The organism is Amycolatopsis sp. SB7-3 (assembly GCF_041021335.1).
Classification (GTDB): domain Bacteria; phylum Actinomycetota; class Actinomycetes; order Mycobacteriales; family Pseudonocardiaceae; genus Amycolatopsis; species Amycolatopsis japonica.
The window spans coordinates 1,943,788-1,961,787 of sequence record NZ_JBFPJQ010000001.1 but is presented as its reverse complement, the minus strand read 5'-3'; the positions used below and the strand labels follow the sequence as shown (position 1 = coordinate 1,961,787).

Here is an 18,000-nt window from a genome sequence, read left to right as displayed (position 1 = left end):
CGCGTCGATCGGTCAGTGCCTCCTCAGCACAACTCCGATCGACCCGGCCCGGCCGTCGCGGCAACGTCTCCCTGACGCTCCGCGCGGCCTCGCTGACGCCTTGTTAACGCGCGAGTAACCCCGGCCACACCGCGGCGGTGACCCGCTCGCGTTCCGCGCCGGTCAGCGGGCGGCTCGGCGGCCGGACGTCCGCGCGGCACAAACCCAGCTGTGCCAACGCTTCTTTGACCACGCTCACGTTGTTGGCGTTGCCGTCCGCGGCCCGCAGCTCCTCGAAGGGCCGGATCCGCTCCCAGACCGCCATCGCCGCGGCGAAGTCGCCGTCCCGCAGCGCGCGGAACATCTCCAGCGAAAGCGACGGCGCGACGTTCACCAGGCCGGAGGTGAACCCGGTCGCGCCGACGGCGAAGTAGCCCGGCGCCGACAGCTCCGCCAGCCCGGCGATCCACGCGAAACGGTCGATCCCCGCGTCCCGCGCCACCGAGGCGAAGCGCACCGGATCCGGCACCGCGTACTTCACGCCGATGACGTTCTCCGCGGCGTCGGCGAGCCTGGCCAGCTGCTCGCCCGTGATACGCGCGTCGCGCACGTACAGCACGACACCCAGCTCCGGGACCGCCGCCGCGATGGCGCGGTGGTACTCGACCCAGCCCTCCGCCGAGACGTACGGATGCACCGGCTGATGGATCATGACCAGGTCGGCGCCCGCGTCCCCGGCGTGCCGGGCCGCGCCGATCGCCGTCCGGACGTCGTGCCCGACCCCGGCGACCACACTCGCCCGCCCCGCCGCGGCTTTGACCGTCACCTCCAGACAGTGCCGTGCCTCGGCCTCGTCCAGCGCGTAGAACTCGCCGGTGTTCCCGTTCGGTGTCACGACGTCGACGCCGGCGCTGAGCACGCGGTCGACCAGGTGCCCGTAGGTCTCGGAAGCCACGGCGCCGTCGGCGTCGAACGGCGTCACCGGGATGGCCACGACCCCGGACAGCCGCCGTTTCCGCTCGTCGAACCGTGAGGTCACTGGCATGTCCGATCTGATATATGATGTGACGGCATCAGATTAGCATGCCGGGACGACTGTCCCGGACATCAGGACGACTGGTCCGATGCAACCGGGACAGCCGGTTCGCGCGTCTCTCCGGTATGCGAAGACGGCGGCTCTGGGGGACCCCGGCGAAACTGGTGCTGTTCGGTCTCGTGCTCGTGTTCCTGAACGCCTCGTGCGGCCCGCCGGCGGTGGGCGACGCGTTCACGCTCCGCCTCGGCGGCTGGACGGTGCTCCCGGACGAAGACCTGCGCCTCGCCTACTTGACGGTGCTGGACGAGCGGTGCCCGCACGGGGAGATATGCGCTTCGGCGGGACGTGCGATCGTGACGATGTCCTACGCCCGGCCGTCGGAGGGCCCGGCGGTGTCGTTCACGCTGGACGCGGTCAAGGCCGAGGGGGCCACTTTCGGCGGCTACCGGGTCGACTACGCGAGTCTCTCGCCCAGTGCCGGCTTTCTCACCTTGCGCCTCGGCCGGCAGTCCACTTAGGACAAGGCGCCGAGGAAGATCTCCAGCTGCTCGACCACGAACGCGTGGTCGTCGGCCTGGGGCAGCCCCGAGACGCCGACGGTGCCGACCGGACCGACTCCCTCGACGATCACCGGGAACACGCCGCCGTGCGCGGCGTACAGCTCCGGGTCGAGGCGGGAGTCGGCCTCGAATGTCGTGCCCTTCGCGCGGAACTGTTCGCCGACGAAGAACGAGCTGTGCCCGTAACGGTCGACGACGCGGCTCTTGCGGTCGATCCACGCGTCGTTGTCGGCCGAGGTGCCCGGCAACGCCGCGTGGAACAGCCGCTGCCCGCCGCGACGCACGGAAACCGTCACCGGAAGGGCGCGGTCCCGTGCCGCCGCGAGCAGGTGGGCGCCCAGCTCCAGCGCGGTCTCGTTGTCGAACCGGCGGAAGATCAGGCGCTCCTCCTGCGCGGCCAGGACGGCCAGGGTGTCATCGCTCATGGCACCCATTAAATCAACGCTGTTGTGTAATGGCTAGCGAAGGGCGTCCAGGGCGAACGCGGCGTACATCGCCACGCCGTTGGCCATCGCGTCCTCGTCGAAGACCACCCGGTTCGAGTGGTTCGCCTCCACCGTGGCCAGATCGGCGCCGGGCGGGCAGGCCCCCAGGAACGCGAACGCGCCCGGCACCCGCTGCAGGACGTACGAGAAGTCCTCCGCGCCCATCACCGGGTTCTCCATGACCTCGGAGTTCTCGGCGCCGAGTACCTCGCCCGCCAGATCCAGCACCCTCGCCGCGACCTGCGGGTCGTTCACCGTGACCGGGTAGCCGGGGAGGACCTCGGCGCTCACCTTGACGCCGTGCGCCGCGCCGACCGCCTCGCACACCCGCGGCAGTTCCTCGCGCACGAACGCCTGCGTCCGCTCGGACAGCGTGCGGATCGTGCCCTCCAGGAACGCCGTCTCCGGGATGATGTTCGTCGTCGTGCCCGTCTCGATACGGGTCACCGACACCACCGCGGGCTCGAACACGCTGACCTTGCGGGTCACCATCGTCTGCAGCGCGCTGACCATCGCGGCCGCCGCGGGCACCGGGTCGATCGCCTGGTGCGGCGCCGAGCCGTGCCCGCCCCTGCCGGTGACGGTGACGTGGAAGCTGTTGGCCGAGGCCATGATCGGGCCCGGTCGCGTCTGTACGACGCCGGACGCGGCCGAGGTGAAGATGTGCAGGCCGAACGCCTTCTCGACGCGCTCGCCCGCGGCGTCGAGCACGCCCTCATGGATCATGTGGCGAGCGCCGTGCTCGCCTTCTTCGCCGGGCTGGAACATGAACACCACCGACCCGGCCAGCTCGTCGACGTGCTCGCAAAGCAGCCGAGCGGCCGACGCCAGCATCGCGACGTGGGTGTCGTGCCCGCAGGCGTGCATCGCGCCGTCGTCATCGGAGGAGAAGTCGAGCCCGGTGTCCTCGTGCAGCGGCAACGCGTCCATGTCGCCGCGGAGCAGGATCGCCGGGCCGGGCTTCCCGCCGCGGAGGACGGCGGTCAGCGAGGTGGTCGATTTGCCCTCGGTGATCTCCAGCGGCAGGCCCTCGAGGGCGGCTTTGATCGAGGCCTGGGTCTTCGGCAGGTCGAGGCCGATCTCCGGATTCCGGTGGATCTCCCGGCGGAGCTCTACGGTTTTCGTCTGGAGAGCGCGGGCTTCGTCCAGCAAACCGGCGAAGCGCGCGTCGGGGAGGGTGGGCAGGTCGGTGGGTCCGGTCATGTCTCGATAGTGGCGCATGCGGCGCTTCGGGCGCACCGTGCGTGCGTTCCGAATGCGGGCGGAATACGGTGTGCGCATGGCGGTGCAAGAGCCGATCACGGGGTTCGCGGTGGCCGTGGTGCGGGAGGACGGTCGGTGGCGGTGCAGTTCCCTTGATCCGGGGGCGCTCGGCGAGCTCGACGCTGCGATCACCGAGCTCGGCAAACTGCGTTCGACAGGGGCCGCGTTCGGGCTGCTGGCGGTGGACGACGAGTTCTTCGTGATCGTCCGGCCGAGCCCCAGAGGCCCGTCGCTGCTGTTGTCCGACGCCGCCGCGGCGCTCGACTACGACATCGCCGCCGACGTCCTCGACGTGCTGAGAGTCGACCCCCCGGACGAGGACGACGACGCGGTCTGGCCGGAAGGCGACCTGGAGATCCTGTCCGACCTCGGACTGCCCGGGGCGGAGCTGCAGGTGATCGTCGGCGAGGTCGACCTCTATCCGGACGAACAACTCCAGATGGTCGCGCAGCGATGCGGCTTCGCCGCCGAGTTCACCAAGATCCTGGACGAGATCTGAGCCCCGCCGCCTCCGCCGCCGACATCGCCGCCGTCCGGGCGGCGATCGTCGCGGCGCGAGGTGCGGGCGAGGACGTGCCGATCGGCGCCGTCGTCCTGTCCCCGGACGGGACCCCGCTCGCTTCCGCGCGCAACGGCCGCGAAGAACTCGGCGACCCGACGGCGCACGCGGAGATCCTCGCGCTGCGGGCCGCGTCGAAGATCTACGGCGACGGCTGGCGGCTCGAAGGCTGCACGCTCGCGGTGACGCTGGAGCCGTGCACGATGTGCGCCGGCGCCCTCGTGATGGCGAGGGTCGCGAAGGTCGTCTTCGGCGCCTGGGAGCCCAAGACCGGGGCCGTGGGGTCGCTGTGGGACGTCGTCCGCGACCGGCGGCTCAGCCACCGCGCGGAAGTCGTCGGCGGGGTCCTGGAGGCCGAATGCGCGGCCCTGCTCGAAGACTTCTTCCACGGGCAGCGGGGTAACCGCACCGGGTGAAGCATGTGTCGGACCCCGGGGCACGGGTAACCCTCCGGAGAGGCGGCCGCAGACGGTGGCCGCAGTCGAAGGAGGAACATCCGCCATGAGCGTTTTCGACAAGGCGAAGGACAAGGCCGAGCAGGCCATCGGCGCCGCCAAGGAGAAGCTCGGCGAGAAGACCGACAACCAGGACCTCGCGAACTCCGGCCGGGCCGATCAGACCAAGGGCGAAGTCAAGGAGGCCGGGCACGACCTCCGCGACCGCGCGGAAGGCGGCGTGCAGGACCTCAAGGACAAGTTCAACAAGTAGCCGCGAAGCAGAAGAGCCGGTCTCCGTGGAGACCGGCTCTTCGCTGCGGTGGCGGTGGGATTTGAACCCACGGACGGGTATTAACCGTCACACGATTTCGAGTCGTGCTCCTTCGGCCGCTCGGACACGCCACCGCCGAGAACAATACCGGAGGGCCTTCCGGTGTCTTCAGGGGGTCAAGAAAGCTGCGAGGTGATCTCGTCGATCGCCGCCGTCTGGTTCTCGACGATCTCCTGTGCCAGCGCTTTCGTCTCGGCGTGCTCGCCGGAGGAGAGCACCGTCTTGGCCATCGCGACGCCGTTGCGCAGATGCTCGGCCATCAGCGGGAGCCACATCTTGTCGAATTCGGCCCCGGTCAGGTTCTGCAGCGACGCGACCTGGCCTTCGGTGATCATCCCCGGCATCGCGTGCCCGGCGTGGCCCGCCGCGGGGAGCACGGCCGCGTTCCACGACTGGAGCCACGCGGTCATCGTCTGGACTTCGGCCGACTCGGCCTTGACGATCTTGGCCGCGGTGGCCTTCACGTATTCGGACGCCGAGCGTTCCGAGGCCAGGTTCGCGACCTGGATCGACTGCTGGTGGTGCGGCACCATCTGCTGGGAGAAGGTGATGTCGGCCTGGTTGGCACCCGGTGTCGCCGGGGCGGCGCCCGTGGCCGTCGAGCAGCCCGCGAGCACCCAGGCGACCAGCGCGAACAGGGCCATCGGCAGTCGCCGTCGCATCGATACCTCCGTAGTCAGGGGAAACCGGCCCCTCCGCCCTGTGATACGGCTGTGACCTTCCGGCGGTTCAAAACCGGATCAGCCTTGGTGGAGGTGACGGATCCGAAGAGCTCGACATCGACGGTCCGATGAGTGCGTGTGGCGCGAGGCGGAAATGACACACCGCCGGTGTACGGGCTCCGTCCTCCCCCGACGGGTCCCGTGCACCGGCGGTGCACCCCCAGTTCCCCCCTGCTCACCCTCCCCGGTGAGCGTCCAGAAGTCGTTCGCCCAGATCGGCCTCGCGCAGGACGGCGTCGAGCCGTGCCCCGCCGAACGGGGCCACCGGGCGTCCGCCGCGTTTCCGGTCGCGCAGGTCTACGGCCAAGGCGGTGGTCAGCAGCAGGACCAGTGCCGTACCGACGATGAGCCAGTTCATCGGACACCTCCTCCGGCGACGTGAGGGAGGATTTGTGTCCTCGCTCACGTCGCCAAGGTAGCTCCGGAAATGCCGGGTTGTACCCGGACTTGAGGTTCATTTAAGGCAGCGGAACACCAATGGGCTATTTCCGCGGGGCTCCCGCGACATAAACGTCACCGTCGGCCACGGAGACGTCACGGGCACTGGACGCGCCGGTCGCCAGAATGCGGGCGGGGTCCCGGAAACCGGTGATCACTTCGACGCGCTGGACCGGTTTCGGTGTGGTGATCAAGGTTTCCGGCGTCCAGACGCGGCTGTTCTCGAGCAAGAACGTTTCGATGCCCGGTCGTCCGTCGCGCGTTCCGTAAACGCGCCAAGTGCCGCCATTGAGCTGTTCGATCTCACGCAATCGGAGCCCGTTCGCGACTTCGCGCACTTCCCAGTTCCGGCCGTTCCACGCACCCGCGAAATCGCGCGGCGAGCCCGCGGCGTCGAACTGGAACCAGGTGACGAACGGTTTGCCGTCGCGCTGGGTGCCGACCTGCAGGATGTAGTCCGGCGACTTGAGCCCGCCGGGGAGTTCGAGCGGCGTTTCGACGACCTTGAGATCCCGCTCCTGCTCGGCGTCGTCGACCTGCGTGCCGAGGTCGCGGCCTGCCGCGGAGAAGAAGTGCAGGCTCCGCACGTCGAACGACAGGTGGTAGACGTTCCGGTGGTAGACGTCGTGTTTGTGCTGCGACGGCCCGCCGCCGGCGAGCGTGTAGGCGAAGTGGATCCGCCCCGACGACGGCAGGTACCGCAGCTGCCCGACGTAGATCTCGTCCATGTGGTCGGCCCGGCCCAGCGAGCCGAACGCCCACCGCTTCCCGGTCAGCTGCACGGAGTTCTTCCACGTCTTCCCGTGATCGCGGGAGACGAGGTACTTCATCGGGCGGAAGTCGGAGTTCGCCGCCGGATCCAGTTCGTTGGTCGTCTCGCGGTAGAACAGGAAAAGCGTGCCGTCGACAGTCTTCACCGGCATCGGGTAACTCGCCGAATCGCCCTCGGGCACCTCGGTGTCGGTCCAGGTGCCGTCGAGGGAATGGGCGAGCGGCGCGCGGCTGAGCACGGTCCGTGTGTTGTGCATGCCGCGGAAGATCAGCAGATGCCCGTCGCCCGCCAGCAGCATCGTCGGGTAGTTGTGCGGATCGGATTCGCCGTCGGCGATCTTCTTCGGCGCCGTCCAGACGCCGGTCCGGTGGTCGTAGGCCTGGACGTAGGTGTCCGCGGCCTTGCCGGACCACGAGATGAACGTCTTGCGCGCGACCGGGTCGAAGACCCCGCCCGCGTTCGGCCGCCGGTCGGTGCGGGACGCGACCGTGCTCGCCGGGGTCATCACGTCGAACGCGACCTTGCCGGGTGGTGGTGCGGCGGTCGCCGCGGGAACCGGGATCACGAGACCGGCCGCGACGAGCGCGCAAAGCAGTCCGCGCATGAAAAACGCCTCCTGGTGTGTGGCAGGCGGCGGAGTTCGATCGTCTCACGCGAGGATCCGAACGGGCTAGTGGTGACGAATCGTTGTCTTGACGTCTTCCTCATTTCACTTGTTCGGGGGAGTATGCCTCGACCGATCTTGCGAAAAAGGGGACTCAGCGTGACCACATCCCGACGTGCTGCCCGGAGACGGGCCCTGACCGTGGCCGTCGCCTCGGGCCTGGTCGTGAGCGGCCTGACCGCTCCGGCCGCGCTCGCCGCGCCCAGCGCCGACGCCGTGATCGCCGAGGTCTACGGCGGTGGCGGCAACTCGGGCGCCACGCTGACCAACGACTTCGTCGAACTCGCGAACCGCGGCTCGGCCGCCGTGAGCCTCGACGGCTTCAGCGTCCAGTACGCGCCCGCGTCGGGGAACAGCTGGCAGGTCACGCCGCTGACCGGCGGCGTCGCGCCGGGAGCGCGGTATCTCGTCGCGCAGGCGAAGGGCTCGGGCGGCACGGTCGCGCTGCCGACACCGGACGCCACCGGTTCGCTGGCCCTGTCCGCGACCGCCGGCACCATCGCGCTCGTCCAGGGCACCACGGCGCTGACCTGCAAGACGGCCGCCGAGTGCGCGGCCGACAGCCGCATCAAGGATCTGGTGGGCTTCGGCTCCACCGCCGTCATCCGTGAGGGTGCCGCGGCGCCCGCGCCGTCCAACACCGCGTCCGTCGCCAGGGGCGCGACGCTCGCGGACACCGACGACAACGCGGCCGACTTCACCTCCGGCGCGCCCACGCCGACCAACGGCAAGGGTGAGACGCCGGGCGAGACCGGTCCGCCGCCGGTCGACGCCAAGATCCACGACATCCAGGGCACCGCGCGGATCTCGCCGTTGAAGGACCGGAAGGTCGCCGGGGTCACCGGCGTCGTCACCGCGATCCGGAGCTTCGGTTCGGCGCGCGGATTCTGGATCACCGACCCCGCGCCCGACACCGACCCGCGCACCAGCGAAGGGCTGTTCGTCTTCACCGGCTCGACCACGCCCGCCGTGGCCGTCGGTGACGCGGTGACCGCCACCGGCACCGTCCGCGAGTTCTACCCGGACGCGCCCGCGAGCTCGCCGTACCAGTCGCTCACCGAGCTGACGAGTGCACAGTGGACGGTCGGCTCCAGCGGGAACGCCCTGCCCGCGCCCACCGTCGTCACGCCGGACACGGTCCCGGACACCGTCGCGCCCGCGCCGGGCGGCAGCATCGAGCCGTTGCCGCTGGAGCCCGCGAAATACTCGCTGGACTTCTGGGAGACGCACGAGAGCGAGATCGTCAGCGTCTCGGACGCACGCGTCGTCGGCCCGACGTCGTCGTTCAACGAGCTTTACGTGACCACGAAGCCGAAGCAGAACCCGAGCGTCCGCGGTGGCGCGGTGTACCTGGACTACGACCGGCTCAACACCGGCGTACTCAAGGTCGCTTCGCTGATCCCGTTCGCCGAGCAGCCGTTCCCGAAGGTCAACACCGGTGACGTGCTCACCGGCGAGACGTCCGGCCCGGTCGAGTACAGCAACTTCGGCGGCTACACGCTGTTCGCGACGAAGCTCGGCGCCGCCAAGGACAACGGCTTGCAGCGCGAGAGCACCCGTGCGCAGCGCAGTGGTGAGCTCTCCGTGGCGACCTACAACGTCGAGAACCTGTCCGCTTTGGACAGTGACGAGAAGTTCGGCGAGCTGGCGAAGGCCATCGCCACCAACCTCGCGAAGCCGGACATCCTGAACCTGGAAGAGATCCAGGACAACAACGGGCCGACCAACGACGGCACCGTCGCCGCGGACCAGACGCTGAAGAAGTTCACCGACGCGATCGTCGCCGCCGGTGGCCCGCGCTACGAGTGGCGACAGATCGACCCGGAGAACGGCAAGGACGGCGGTCAGCCCGGCGGGAACATCCGTGTCGGCTTCCTGTTCAACCCGGCTCGGGTGTCCTTTGTGGACCGGCCGGGCGGCGACGCGACCACCCCGGTCGGCGTGGTCAAGGAGCACGGCAAGACCCACCTGACCGTCTCGCCCGGCCGCGTCGAGCCCGGGAACGAGGCGTGGGAAGCCAGCCGCAAGCCGCTGGTCGGCGAGTTCGTCTTCAAGGGCCGCACCGTGTTCGTCATCGCGAACCACTTCAACTCCAAGGGCGGCGACCAGCCGACGCACGGCCGCAACCAGCCGCCGGTCCGGAGTTCCGAGGTGCAGCGGGCCAAGCAGGCGACCCTGCTTCGCGGCTTCGTCGACAAGCTGCTCGCTTCGGACAAGAACGCGAACGTCGTCGTGGCCGGCGACCTGAACGACTACCCGTTCTCGCCCGCCGTGAAGACGCTGACCGCCGGTGGCGCGCTGAAGGACCTGATCGCGTCGCTGCCCGAAAACGAGCGGTACAGCTACGTTTTCGAGGGCCAGTCTCAGGTGCTCGACCACATCCTGGCGTCGAACGCGCCGCGCGGTCTCGACTACGACGTCGTGCACCTGAACGCCGAGTTCGCGAAGCAGGCCAGCGACCACGACCCGCAGGTGCTGCGGTTCCGGCCGAGCGCGGGCAACCCGGTCCAAGACGCGTTCTGGGACCTGGCCGACTACCTGGAGAAGATCTTCGGGCGCCCCTGACCCGCAATTAGTCCTCTGGATGCGGTACTTGCACGCGCAAGTACCGCATCCAGAGGACGAAACGCGGGTGGGGTCAGGAGCGTTTGGCGCGCCACCCGAGGGAAAGGACGGCCTGCACGAGTTCCTGGTAGCTCGGCTTGACCTCTTCCAGGTACTTCTCCAGGTATCCGGCCCGCGCGGTGGGCACCGGGCGCGGTTCCTCGTCCTCCGGCAGCCACGAGAGGCCTTCGACGTTGTGCTGCGCCATCTTCCACCAGCGCGTGCACCGGTCGACGGCGCGCTGCTCGCGTTCGGCGGCGTCCGCGACGGCCTGATGCGCCTCGGCGAGCCGGGCCTCCAGTTCGTCCGCGCGGCCGATCTCCCAGTTCCGGAGGTTCTCCGCCGAAGCGCGCGCGAGGCCGACGATCTCCTTGTACCGCATGGCCGCGGTGATGCCGTCATCCATCGAGAAGCCCTTCCGGACGCTGGAACGGGATGATCACCTCAGGGGCGCCGTGCGTGGTGCGGTCGAAGAACAGCGCGCGGCCCGGCCGCGGTGACCAGTGCACGACCTGCCCGGCGGCGAACGGCGACAGTTCGTTGCCCTGGACGTCCAACGCCGCCCAGGAGCCGATGTCGTCGGTGCCCGCGAAACCGAGCGTGTCCTTCAGCCGGGCGATGCTGCGCCACCAGCCGATGGTGTGGACACCGTGCGTCGGGCCCTGCTTCAGCAGCACCCGCAACTGATCCAGACCGCTCTTGAGCTGTCCGGGCGCCTTCGCCTCGAGTGCGGGGATCGACGCGTCGACGCCGTACAGCAGCAGCACTCGCGCTTTGTCCAAAGAGGACAGATTCTCCGCGATATCGATTACCCGGGCGGGAAGATCGTCGACCAGGGTCGCTTGGTGGCCCTCCGCGCGCAGGCGCTCGGCCAGTTCGGCCACGGCGGGGACGGACGCCTCGATGGGGCACGAGAGTACAAATTCCACCGTCTCGCGGTGATATTGGCGGGCCAGCGAACGCGCGGCGGAGTCCATGATGGACAGTGCCTCCGCCGTGGCCGCGCCGAGGACGGCGACGTTCCGGCCCGGGGCCTTCGGCAGCTCGACCCCGCAGGCGGCCTCGTCGACGTCGATGGACTGGCCGAGCAACGCCCGCGGTTTGTCCGTCGGCTTCAGGTCGGTGAACGCCGGGAACTGTTCCAGCACCGGGGAATGCGCGCCGTCGAACAACCGGGGCCGCTTGAACGACTCCGAATACCGCTCCCAGAGCCGGTGCTGCAGCTTGTTGAAGACGTCCTTGCTGCTCGCGTCCGGGACGTGCGCGAGCTGGTTCCCGTGCGCCACACCGGAATCGTGGTTGATCACCGCGTGCCACTTCGGCGCGGAGACGGCCGCGTTGTTGGTCTCGGACAATACCCGCCGCGCCTTCGGCATGGCGATCCGCAGCGTGCACTGCTCGAACACCGCCGGTTTGCCCCAGAAGGCCTCGATCCCGGCGACGTCCTGGCTCGCCAGCACCAGGTGGATGCCTTGAGACCGGCCTCGCCGCGCGATGTCCTCCAGCAGCTGTGTCGCGGTCGCCGTCACGCCGTCGCGGCCGGCGAACAGGTACTGGAATTCGTCGATCACCGCGACGATCCGCGGCCAGTGCCCGCCGGGGTCCTGCTCGCGCAGATCCGCGAGATTGGTGACCTCGTGCAGTTTCGCGGCGGCCGACCGGCGGCGCAGCTCGTCGGCGAGGTACCGCAGCAGCGCCAGGCCGAACTCGCGGTCGGTGTTGACGTTGACCCCGATGAGCTTGGCGTGCGGCAGCCAGCTCGCGTCCCGCCGCCCTGGCGCGAGCCCGGCGAACGACACGCCTTCCTTGAAGTCCAGCAGGTACAGCGCGAGTTCGTCCGGCGAGTACCGCGCCGCGAGGCTGCCGAGCAGCGAATACAGGAAGTTCGTCTTCCCCGAACCGCTCGGCCCGCCGATGAGCACGTGCGGGCTGGCGTCACCGATGACGACCTCCACCGCCTCGCCCTCGAAGAACCCGACCGGCGCCCGCAGTTCCCGCGCCGAGCTCTCCTTGCCCAGTTCGGTCGGCAGGAGGTCGGCGAACGCGCGCGGCCCGCCCTGTTTGGCGATCAGCGCCTCGGCGATCCGCCCGGCGGCGCGGATGACCTGCCCGGACGGCATCGGCGGATCGAGGTCGACCATCAGGTCGGGGCCGGTCATGCTGCTCGTCGCGTGCCGTTCGTCGTGCAGGCTCAGCGATTCGACCGACGTCGACAGCATGGTCGGCACGTCGATCAGGATCAGGCAGATCCCGGCCGCCAGCGCCCCGGTGGCGACCCGTTTCAGTTCGCGGGCGCGCTCCGGTTCGAGGGTTTCGCCGTTGCCGTAGAGCACCGCGACACGGAACGGTTCGACGCGCTGGCCGCTCGCCCGCCGGATCTCCCGCAGCGACGTGTGCCCCGCCTGCATCCCGGTCGCGTGGATGCGGCGGATGTGCCCGGCCAGTTCGTCGAGGAGGTCCTCGAGCCGTCCTGGGTCGTACAGGGTGAGCGCGCTGGTGCGGCTCAGCGGGTACAGGTCAGGAAGGATCGCGGTCAGCTGCCCGACATCCCACAGATGGATGCGCACCGCGCCGGGTTCGAACGTGCTCAGGATCCGCATCAGCAGGTTCTGCACGATGCCGTCCACCGCGGCCCTGGTCTTCGGCGCCGACGTTATGGACAGATGCGACTCGTCGAGCAAAGGGACCGCGACGTCGAAGGTGCGCGGGACGTCCTGGCCCGGCACCGTCGCCGAGCCGACGCGCCACAGCCCGGGCGAGGTGATACCGGGATTCCCGCCGACGCGGCCCAGCCAGTCGCCCGGCGGCCGGCTCGCGGGCCCCGGCGCGTTGTTCGCGACGAGTTCGCGCAACGCGTTCGGGCCCGCTTCCCAGTCGGCGTAGAACTGGCCGCGCACGCTGCCCAGCAGGCCGAACACCTCGTTCGCGGCGGGATGCCGCGACCATTCGGCGTACTGCTCCGAGGTGGAGTTGTTCATCCCCACCCGGACGATGTGCTGTTCCAGTTGCAGTTTGGCCAGTTCCGCCTCGGCGGCCTGACGGGCGCCGGCGGCGGCGCCGAGGACGAGCCCGATCTGGTGCCGGACCCGCTCGAGCGCCGTGGCGACGCGATTGCGCTGTTCACTCGCTTTGCTGCCCATACCGGCTCGCCGATCTCAGAGGCGGGATTGGTAACCGCTGACCAGGTCGTCAGCGGCGGAAAGGCGCGTCAGGAGGTTTTCCATTCCCTCGTCGGCCTGCGCCAGCTGCGCCGGAACCCACGGCACGGCTTGGGCCTGGGGTTCCACGATGGCGCGTCTGGACTCTTCGAGCAGGCTCCTGGCCCGCTCGGCATGGGCGCGTCCGTCGGCGAGGCCGGTTTGGACGGCCGTCAGCAGCTGGTGCAGTTCCTCGAGGTACATGTCAGAGACGGGTCGAGTACGACTCGGCCGACGAGATGCCCGCCTGGATGGTGCTCTGCATGCCGGTGATGCCTTGCAGGGCTTCGGCGAGAAGCCCGTGCGCCTGGCTCACCTCGTGCTGGGTGCTGCCCTGGGTGGCCTGGGAAAGCGAAAGCTGGGCTTCTTCGAGAGACTGCGCTGCCTGCTGAAGTGCGGCGATGCTCGCGGATGCCTTCTCGTTCGCGAGCGCGATACCAGCGCGGATCTCTTCGACTCCGGCCATTTTGGCGGACTCCTTGGGACGTCGGGGGCTGGAACGACCACTATTAAACTTAGCGTGATCAACTGACTCTGTTAAGTGAAGGTCCTGCTAAGTAATCAACAAGGCCCCGGACGTCGGAACGTCCGGGGCCTTGCTGACGGCGGAGGATACAGGATTCGAACCTGCGAGGGCGTGAACCCAACACGCTTTCCAAGCGTGCGCCTTAGGCCGCTCGGCCAATCCTCCGTGGGGAACGATACCGGATGCCGTTTCGGCCCCTCGAAGGCGGGTCTGACCTGCGTTTGCCGCTTCGCCGGCTCAGGCGGCCGCAGGGGCGAGAACGTCCGCCACGACGCAGGTGATGTTGTCCGGTCCGCCGCCTTCGTTGGCCAGTTCGATCAGCCTCGGGACGGTCTCGGCGGGATCTTGGAAGGCGCCGAGGACGTCCTTGATAACGGTTTCGACAACCGTTGCCGTTAACCCGTCCGAGCACAGCAGGAGACGGTCGCCGGGAGCGGCGTCGAAGGTCCAGATGTCCGCTTCGCCGCTGCCGGTGCTCAGGAGCGCCTTCATCAACAGCGAGCCGCGGGGGTGTCCCTCGACCTCTGACGGGTCGATGCGGCCGTCGTCCGCGAGGGCTTGGGCGAGCGTGTGGTCGCGGGTGAAGCGCTGAAGCGTCCCACCGCGGAGGAGGTAGCCCTTCGAATCGCCGATGTGGGCGGCCGTGAAATGCGAGCCGTCGAACAGCAGGGCGGTCAGCGTGGTGCCCATGCCCCGTGTCTCGGGGTCCTGCTCGGCCGTCGCGGAGAGCCGGTCGTCGATGGCGCGAAGCCCGCCGGTGAGCACCTCGACCAGGTCGACGTCCGCGAGGTCGAAACCGCGGAGGTCCGTGTCGAGCCGGGACAGGACGCCGACCGCCGCGGCGCTGGCCACTTCGCCGTGCGGCTGCCCGCCGATGCCGTCGGCGACCGCCAGCATCCTGGCGCTGGCGTAGACCGAGTCCTGGTTGACCTGGCGGCGCCGTCCGACGTCCGAGCCGGCGGCGTACCGAAGGGTGTACCTCATGGGTCCCAGTAAAGCAGCTGTGTACTGAGTTCACAAACAAAGGGTTGGAATAGCCAGCTGTCGGTTACGATGCGGCGATGGAGGAGCAAGCCACCGTCACCGCGGCGGACATCGCGCGCATCGCCGGCGTCGGCCGCGCCGCCGTCAGCAACTGGCGCCGACGTTACGGCGATTTTCCGCCGCCCGTCGGCGGGACGGCGTCGAGCCCCCTCTTTTCCCTGTTCGCCGTCGAAAGCTGGCTGCGTGAGCGGGGGAAACCGGTCGAGATCTCGCTCGGTGACCGGGTCTGGCAGCGGCTGCGGAACCTCGGTGACGATCTGGCGCTCGGCGACCGCGTCGGCCGGGTGGGGTCGTATCTCTCGCGTCGAGGCGTGTGGACCTTCTCGCCGCGCTACGACGACGCGGAACTGCTGGGACTGCTGGACCGCTTCGCCGAGGAGCGAGGGCCGCGCGAGGCCTACGAGTTCCTGTGCGAACGCTACGTCGAGGCGCACTCGCGCCAGCTGTCCGTCACGCCGGAACCGGTGGCGGCGTTGATGTCCCGGCTCATCGGTCCCGAACCCGGCGTCGTGCTCGATCCCGCGTGCGGGCTCGGGACGCTGCTACTGGCCTCCGGCGGGACCCGGCTGCTCGGCCAGGTCGACGATCCGGCGACTTCGTGCATCGCCGCGCACCGGCTCCTGCTCGCGGGGGCGGACATGGAGATGTACGGCGCGGACGCCCTGTCGATGGACTCCTACGAAGGGGTTCTCGCGGACGCGGTGGTGTGCGATCCGCCGTTCAACGAACGGGAATGGGGTTACGACGAACTCATCGGCGACCCGCGCTGGGTGTACGGCCAGCCGCCGCGCGGAGAGCCGGAACTGGCTTGGGTGCAGCACTGCCTCGCGCATGTGAAACCCGGCGGGCTCGTCGCGATCCGCATGCCGCCCGCCGCGGCCGGCCGTCGCACGGGGCGGAGGATTCGCGGGAACCTGTTGCGTGCCGGTGCTTTGCGTGCCGTGATCACGGTCGGCGGCGCGGATCTCTGGTTGCTGCGGCGGCCGGAATCCGGGGAACGGCCACCGTCCCGGCTTCTTCTGACGACTGACCCGTCCACTGTGGAGGGATATCTGTGCGGTGCCGACGTACCCGGCACGATCCGGATCATCGATCTGCTCGACGAGGAGATCGACCTTTCCCCGGTTCGCCATCAGGCGCGCGGCGAACACGCGGGCGAAGCCTTCCTTGAAGTCCTCAAGCGTTTCGAGGGTGTTCGGCCGGAACCGCCGTCGCTGGTCGTGTCCGACGAGAAGCCCTCGTACGTCACGATCGGGGAGCTGCTGAAGTCCGGGGTGCTCACCGTGCCGGAATCGGTGGAAGAAGGCGACGTCGTCGCGTCACCCGCCGTGCCCGCGTATGTCCACAATGGAGAGACGTTCACGGCGGAGCCGACGATGTCGAAGTACCGCACCGATCCCGAACGACTGGACGCCGCGTTCCTCGCCGGCTGCCTGCGCGCGGCCGGGCAGATCGCGCCGACCTCCTCGACCAGGATCGACCTCAAACGCACCCGGATCCCGCGTCTGCCGATCGAGACGCAACGCGCGCACGGAGCGGCGTTCACCCGGCTCGCCGCCTTCGAGGACGCCCTGCGCGAGGCGGCGGAATCGGGCCTGGAGCTGGTGAGGCTAGGCTTGGCGGGGCTCACCGAAGGACAGCTCACGCCGGAGAACTAGGTTGCTGATCGCCGATCGCTACGAACTCGACGAGCTGCCGCTCGGGCGGGGCGGTATGGGCGCGGTGTACGCGGGCCACGACCGGCATCTCGGCCGCCGTGTGGCGGTGAAGTTCCTCGGCCTTCCCGGCGGCCCGGACGCCGAACTCGAACAGCGTTTCATCCGCGAGGCGCGGATCCTGGCCACCCTGGAACACGCGGGAGCGCCGACGCTGTACGACTTCGGCACCTATGACGAGCGGTTGTACCAGGTCATGCAGTTCATCGAGGGCGTGACCGTCGCCGACCTCGCCGCCGAACACGGGCCGCTGCCGGTGCCGTGGGCGGCCGCGATCGCCGCGCAGGCCTGCGCCGTGCTGTCCGCCGCGCACGCGCTGTCCATCTGCCACCGCGATCTCAAACCCACGAACCTGATGCTGTGCCCCGACGGCAGTGTGAAGGTGCTCGACTTCGGGCTCGCGATGCTGCGCGAAACCGACGTCGCCCAGTTCACCCGCGCGGGGCAGATCCTCGGCACCCCCGCGTACATGGCGCCCGAGCAGATCCAGCGTGGGATCGCCGGGCCGCGCAGCGATCTGTACGCGCTGGGCTGCGTCCTGCACGAAATGCTGACCGGCAGGCAGCTGTTCACCGGCCCGACGGCGTACGCGGTCTTCGAGAAGCAGGTCAAGGAGAGCCCGGCCGAAGTGGACGGTGTCCCGGGTGGACTGAACGTACTGCTCGCGGAGCTGCTGGAGAAGGACCCGGAACGGCGGCCCCGCGACGCGGACGAACTGTTCGGAAGGCTGGCCGTGTTCGCGCGGGACCTGCCGCCGCTGCCCGGATATCTGGACGAGGGCGCCAACCCGGGCCGGATGTACGCGAGGGTCGTCGGCCGCGTGCCCTGAGACGCGATCGTGACCTCCCGATCAACAACCCCGACCGGGTGAGCTCCGTCTTTACCCATGTCGGACGGACTACGGACAAACGGGGGTAAGGGTCGTGAAGAAGTTCCTGGTGGGGGTGACCGCACTGGCCACCGCGCTGGTGCTGACCGCGTGTTCGGGCAACGCCGGCGGCAGCGCGCCCGGTGGCGGAGCCGTCGCGCAGGGCGACCCGGCGGGCGGGCCCACGACCACGTCGGCGCCGTCTTCGACCCCGGCCACGTCGTCCCAGACGCCGACGCCGAGCAGCAGCAGTTCCGCGCCGAAGCCGACGTCTTCGAAGCCCAAGCCCAAGCCCACGCCGAAACCGGCGCCCAAGCCCGCCGCGAACGCCGCCGACGTGCCCTGCAAGGCGGCGCTGGCCTCACCGGGTGTGAGCGCTTGCGTGGATCTCTCCGCGCTCAAGACGTGGCTGCTGCAGGACGGCAAGGTCATCTACGGGCCGGTCAAGCAACTGCCCGGCAAGAAGGGCCACGCCACGCCGACCGGGGTGTTCCACGTTTCGGCCAAGGTCAAGAACTACCACTCGAAGGCCTTCGACGCGCCGATGCCGAACTCGGTGTTCTTCCTGCCGGGTATCGCGTTCCACACCGGCAGCCTCTCGGTGTACTCGCACGGCTGCATCCACCTGTCGGCGGCGGCTTCGCAGAAGTACTTCACGACCTTGCAGAACGGTGATGTGGTGCAGGTCGTGGCCTGAGCCGCTTCGGTACCGGTGGTCGTGAGTGGCGTTTCGGGTTAGAACCCGAAACGCCACTCACGACCCACGCGGCCCATGCCTCACCGCAGCCTTGGGTAGGTGA

19 protein-coding genes and 2 tRNA genes are annotated in these 18,000 nt (G+C 69.3%); 8 read left to right on the top strand and 13 right to left on the bottom strand.

All coding sequences use genetic code 11. The annotated features are described in order from the left end of the window. Positions 1–103: 103 nt before the first annotated feature. Positions 104–1,024: a dihydrodipicolinate synthase family protein gene (locus AB8M46_RS09570; protein ID WP_394360097.1), complete on the bottom strand. Its 921-nt coding sequence runs from the start codon at positions 1,022–1,024 to the stop codon at positions 104–106. Positions 1,025–1,062: 38 nt separating this feature from the next. On the opposite strand from AB8M46_RS09570, the gene AB8M46_RS09565 reads away from it, so the two are divergent. Next, entirely contained in the window at positions 1,063–1,533 is a 471-nt protein-coding gene (locus AB8M46_RS09565) for a hypothetical protein (protein ID WP_394360096.1), read from the top strand. Here the strand turns inward: AB8M46_RS09565 and AB8M46_RS09560 are convergent. Beyond that, on the bottom strand, positions 1,530–2,000 hold the full coding sequence (locus tag AB8M46_RS09560; protein WP_394360095.1) for a heme-degrading domain-containing protein: 471 nt from the start codon (positions 1,998–2,000) through the stop codon (positions 1,530–1,532). The genes AB8M46_RS09565 and AB8M46_RS09560 overlap by 4 nt on opposite strands. 33 nt (positions 2,001–2,033) lie before the next feature. Then, on the bottom strand, positions 2,034–3,263 hold the full coding sequence (locus AB8M46_RS09555) for a M20 family metallopeptidase (RefSeq protein WP_394360094.1): 1,230 nt from the start codon (positions 3,261–3,263) through the stop codon (positions 2,034–2,036). 76 nt (positions 3,264–3,339) lie between these two features. Here AB8M46_RS09555 and AB8M46_RS09550 point away from each other — a divergent pair, with 76 nt between their 5' ends. The 3 genes from AB8M46_RS09550 to AB8M46_RS09540 all read left to right on the top strand — a co-directional run bounded on the left by AB8M46_RS09550 (position 3,340) and on the right by AB8M46_RS09540 (position 4,590). Beyond that, positions 3,340–3,822 (top strand): tRNA adenosine deaminase-associated protein, encoded by a 483-nt coding sequence (locus AB8M46_RS09550; RefSeq protein ID WP_197684721.1) that lies wholly within the window; start codon positions 3,340–3,342, stop codon positions 3,820–3,822. Continuing rightward, a complete protein-coding gene (locus AB8M46_RS09545) occupies positions 3,777–4,298 on the top strand; it encodes a nucleoside deaminase (protein ID WP_394360093.1) in 522 nt (173 codons plus the stop codon). Before AB8M46_RS09550 ends, AB8M46_RS09545 begins: the two co-directional genes overlap by 46 nt. 85 nt (positions 4,299–4,383) lie before the next feature. Then, positions 4,384–4,590: a CsbD family protein gene (locus tag AB8M46_RS09540; RefSeq protein ID WP_037334843.1), complete on the top strand. Its 207-nt coding sequence runs from the start codon at positions 4,384–4,386 to the stop codon at positions 4,588–4,590. Positions 4,591–4,636: 46 nt separating this feature from the next. Here AB8M46_RS09540 and AB8M46_RS09535 read toward each other — a convergent pair. The 4 genes from AB8M46_RS09535 to AB8M46_RS09520 all read right to left on the bottom strand — a co-directional run bounded on the left by AB8M46_RS09535 (position 4,637) and on the right by AB8M46_RS09520 (position 7,186). Beyond that, positions 4,637–4,724, bottom strand: a tRNA-Ser gene (locus tag AB8M46_RS09535). A 42-nt stretch (positions 4,725–4,766) separates the two neighbouring features. Beyond that, entirely contained in the window at positions 4,767–5,312 is a 546-nt protein-coding gene (locus tag AB8M46_RS09530; protein ID WP_360087191.1) for a DUF305 domain-containing protein, read from the bottom strand. Between the two features lie 235 nt (positions 5,313–5,547). After that, positions 5,548–5,730 (bottom strand): hypothetical protein, encoded by a 183-nt coding sequence (locus AB8M46_RS09525; protein WP_037334852.1) that lies wholly within the window; start codon positions 5,728–5,730, stop codon positions 5,548–5,550. Between the two features lie 124 nt (positions 5,731–5,854). After that, positions 5,855–7,186, bottom strand: coding sequence for a BNR-4 repeat-containing protein (locus AB8M46_RS09520; RefSeq protein ID WP_394360092.1), 1,332 nt, complete (start codon positions 7,184–7,186; stop codon positions 5,855–5,857). Between the two features lie 159 nt (positions 7,187–7,345). On the opposite strand from AB8M46_RS09520, the gene AB8M46_RS09515 reads away from it, so the two are divergent. Continuing rightward, entirely contained in the window at positions 7,346–9,811 is a 2,466-nt protein-coding gene (locus AB8M46_RS09515) for an endonuclease/exonuclease/phosphatase family protein (RefSeq protein WP_394360091.1), read from the top strand. Between the two features lie 73 nt (positions 9,812–9,884). Here the strand turns inward: AB8M46_RS09515 and AB8M46_RS09510 are convergent, their stop codons facing one another. The 6 genes from AB8M46_RS09510 to AB8M46_RS09485 form a co-directional block, all read right to left on the bottom strand. Continuing rightward, a complete protein-coding gene (locus tag AB8M46_RS09510; RefSeq protein ID WP_037334861.1) occupies positions 9,885–10,256 on the bottom strand; it encodes a hypothetical protein in 372 nt (123 codons plus the stop codon). Next, entirely contained in the window at positions 10,249–12,990 is a 2,742-nt protein-coding gene (locus AB8M46_RS09505) for an FtsK/SpoIIIE domain-containing protein (protein WP_037334864.1), read from the bottom strand. The genes AB8M46_RS09510 and AB8M46_RS09505 overlap by 8 nt, the downstream gene beginning before the upstream one ends. A 15-nt stretch (positions 12,991–13,005) precedes the next feature. After that, positions 13,006–13,251 carry a hypothetical protein gene (locus tag AB8M46_RS09500; protein ID WP_037334866.1) on the bottom strand — a complete coding sequence of 82 codons (246 nt, stop codon included), beginning with the start codon at positions 13,249–13,251 and terminating at the stop codon, positions 13,006–13,008. Between the two features lies 1 nt (position 13,252). Next, positions 13,253–13,513 carry a hypothetical protein gene (locus AB8M46_RS09495; protein WP_005167132.1) on the bottom strand — a complete coding sequence of 87 codons (261 nt, stop codon included), beginning with the start codon at positions 13,511–13,513 and terminating at the stop codon, positions 13,253–13,255. Between the two features lie 140 nt (positions 13,514–13,653). Next, positions 13,654–13,738: transfer RNA gene (locus tag AB8M46_RS09490), tRNA-Ser, on the bottom strand. A 72-nt stretch (positions 13,739–13,810) separates the two neighbouring features. Next, a complete protein-coding gene (locus AB8M46_RS09485; protein ID WP_081975724.1) occupies positions 13,811–14,557 on the bottom strand; it encodes a PP2C family serine/threonine-protein phosphatase in 747 nt (248 codons plus the stop codon). A 77-nt stretch (positions 14,558–14,634) separates the two neighbouring features. Here AB8M46_RS09485 and AB8M46_RS09480 point away from each other — a divergent pair, with 77 nt between their 5' ends. From AB8M46_RS09480 to AB8M46_RS09470, 3 genes are all read left to right on the top strand, one after another. Then, positions 14,635–16,275 (top strand): N-6 DNA methylase, encoded by a 1,641-nt coding sequence (locus AB8M46_RS09480; RefSeq protein WP_394360090.1) that lies wholly within the window; start codon positions 14,635–14,637, stop codon positions 16,273–16,275. Position 16,276: 1 nt separating this feature from the next. Then, positions 16,277–17,161: a serine/threonine-protein kinase gene (locus AB8M46_RS09475; RefSeq protein WP_125733114.1), complete on the top strand. Its 885-nt coding sequence runs from the start codon at positions 16,277–16,279 to the stop codon at positions 17,159–17,161. 94 nt (positions 17,162–17,255) lie between these two features. After that, on the top strand, positions 17,256–17,897 hold the full coding sequence (locus tag AB8M46_RS09470; protein WP_125733115.1) for a L,D-transpeptidase: 642 nt from the start codon (positions 17,256–17,258) through the stop codon (positions 17,895–17,897). Positions 17,898–18,000 lie beyond the last annotated feature (103 nt).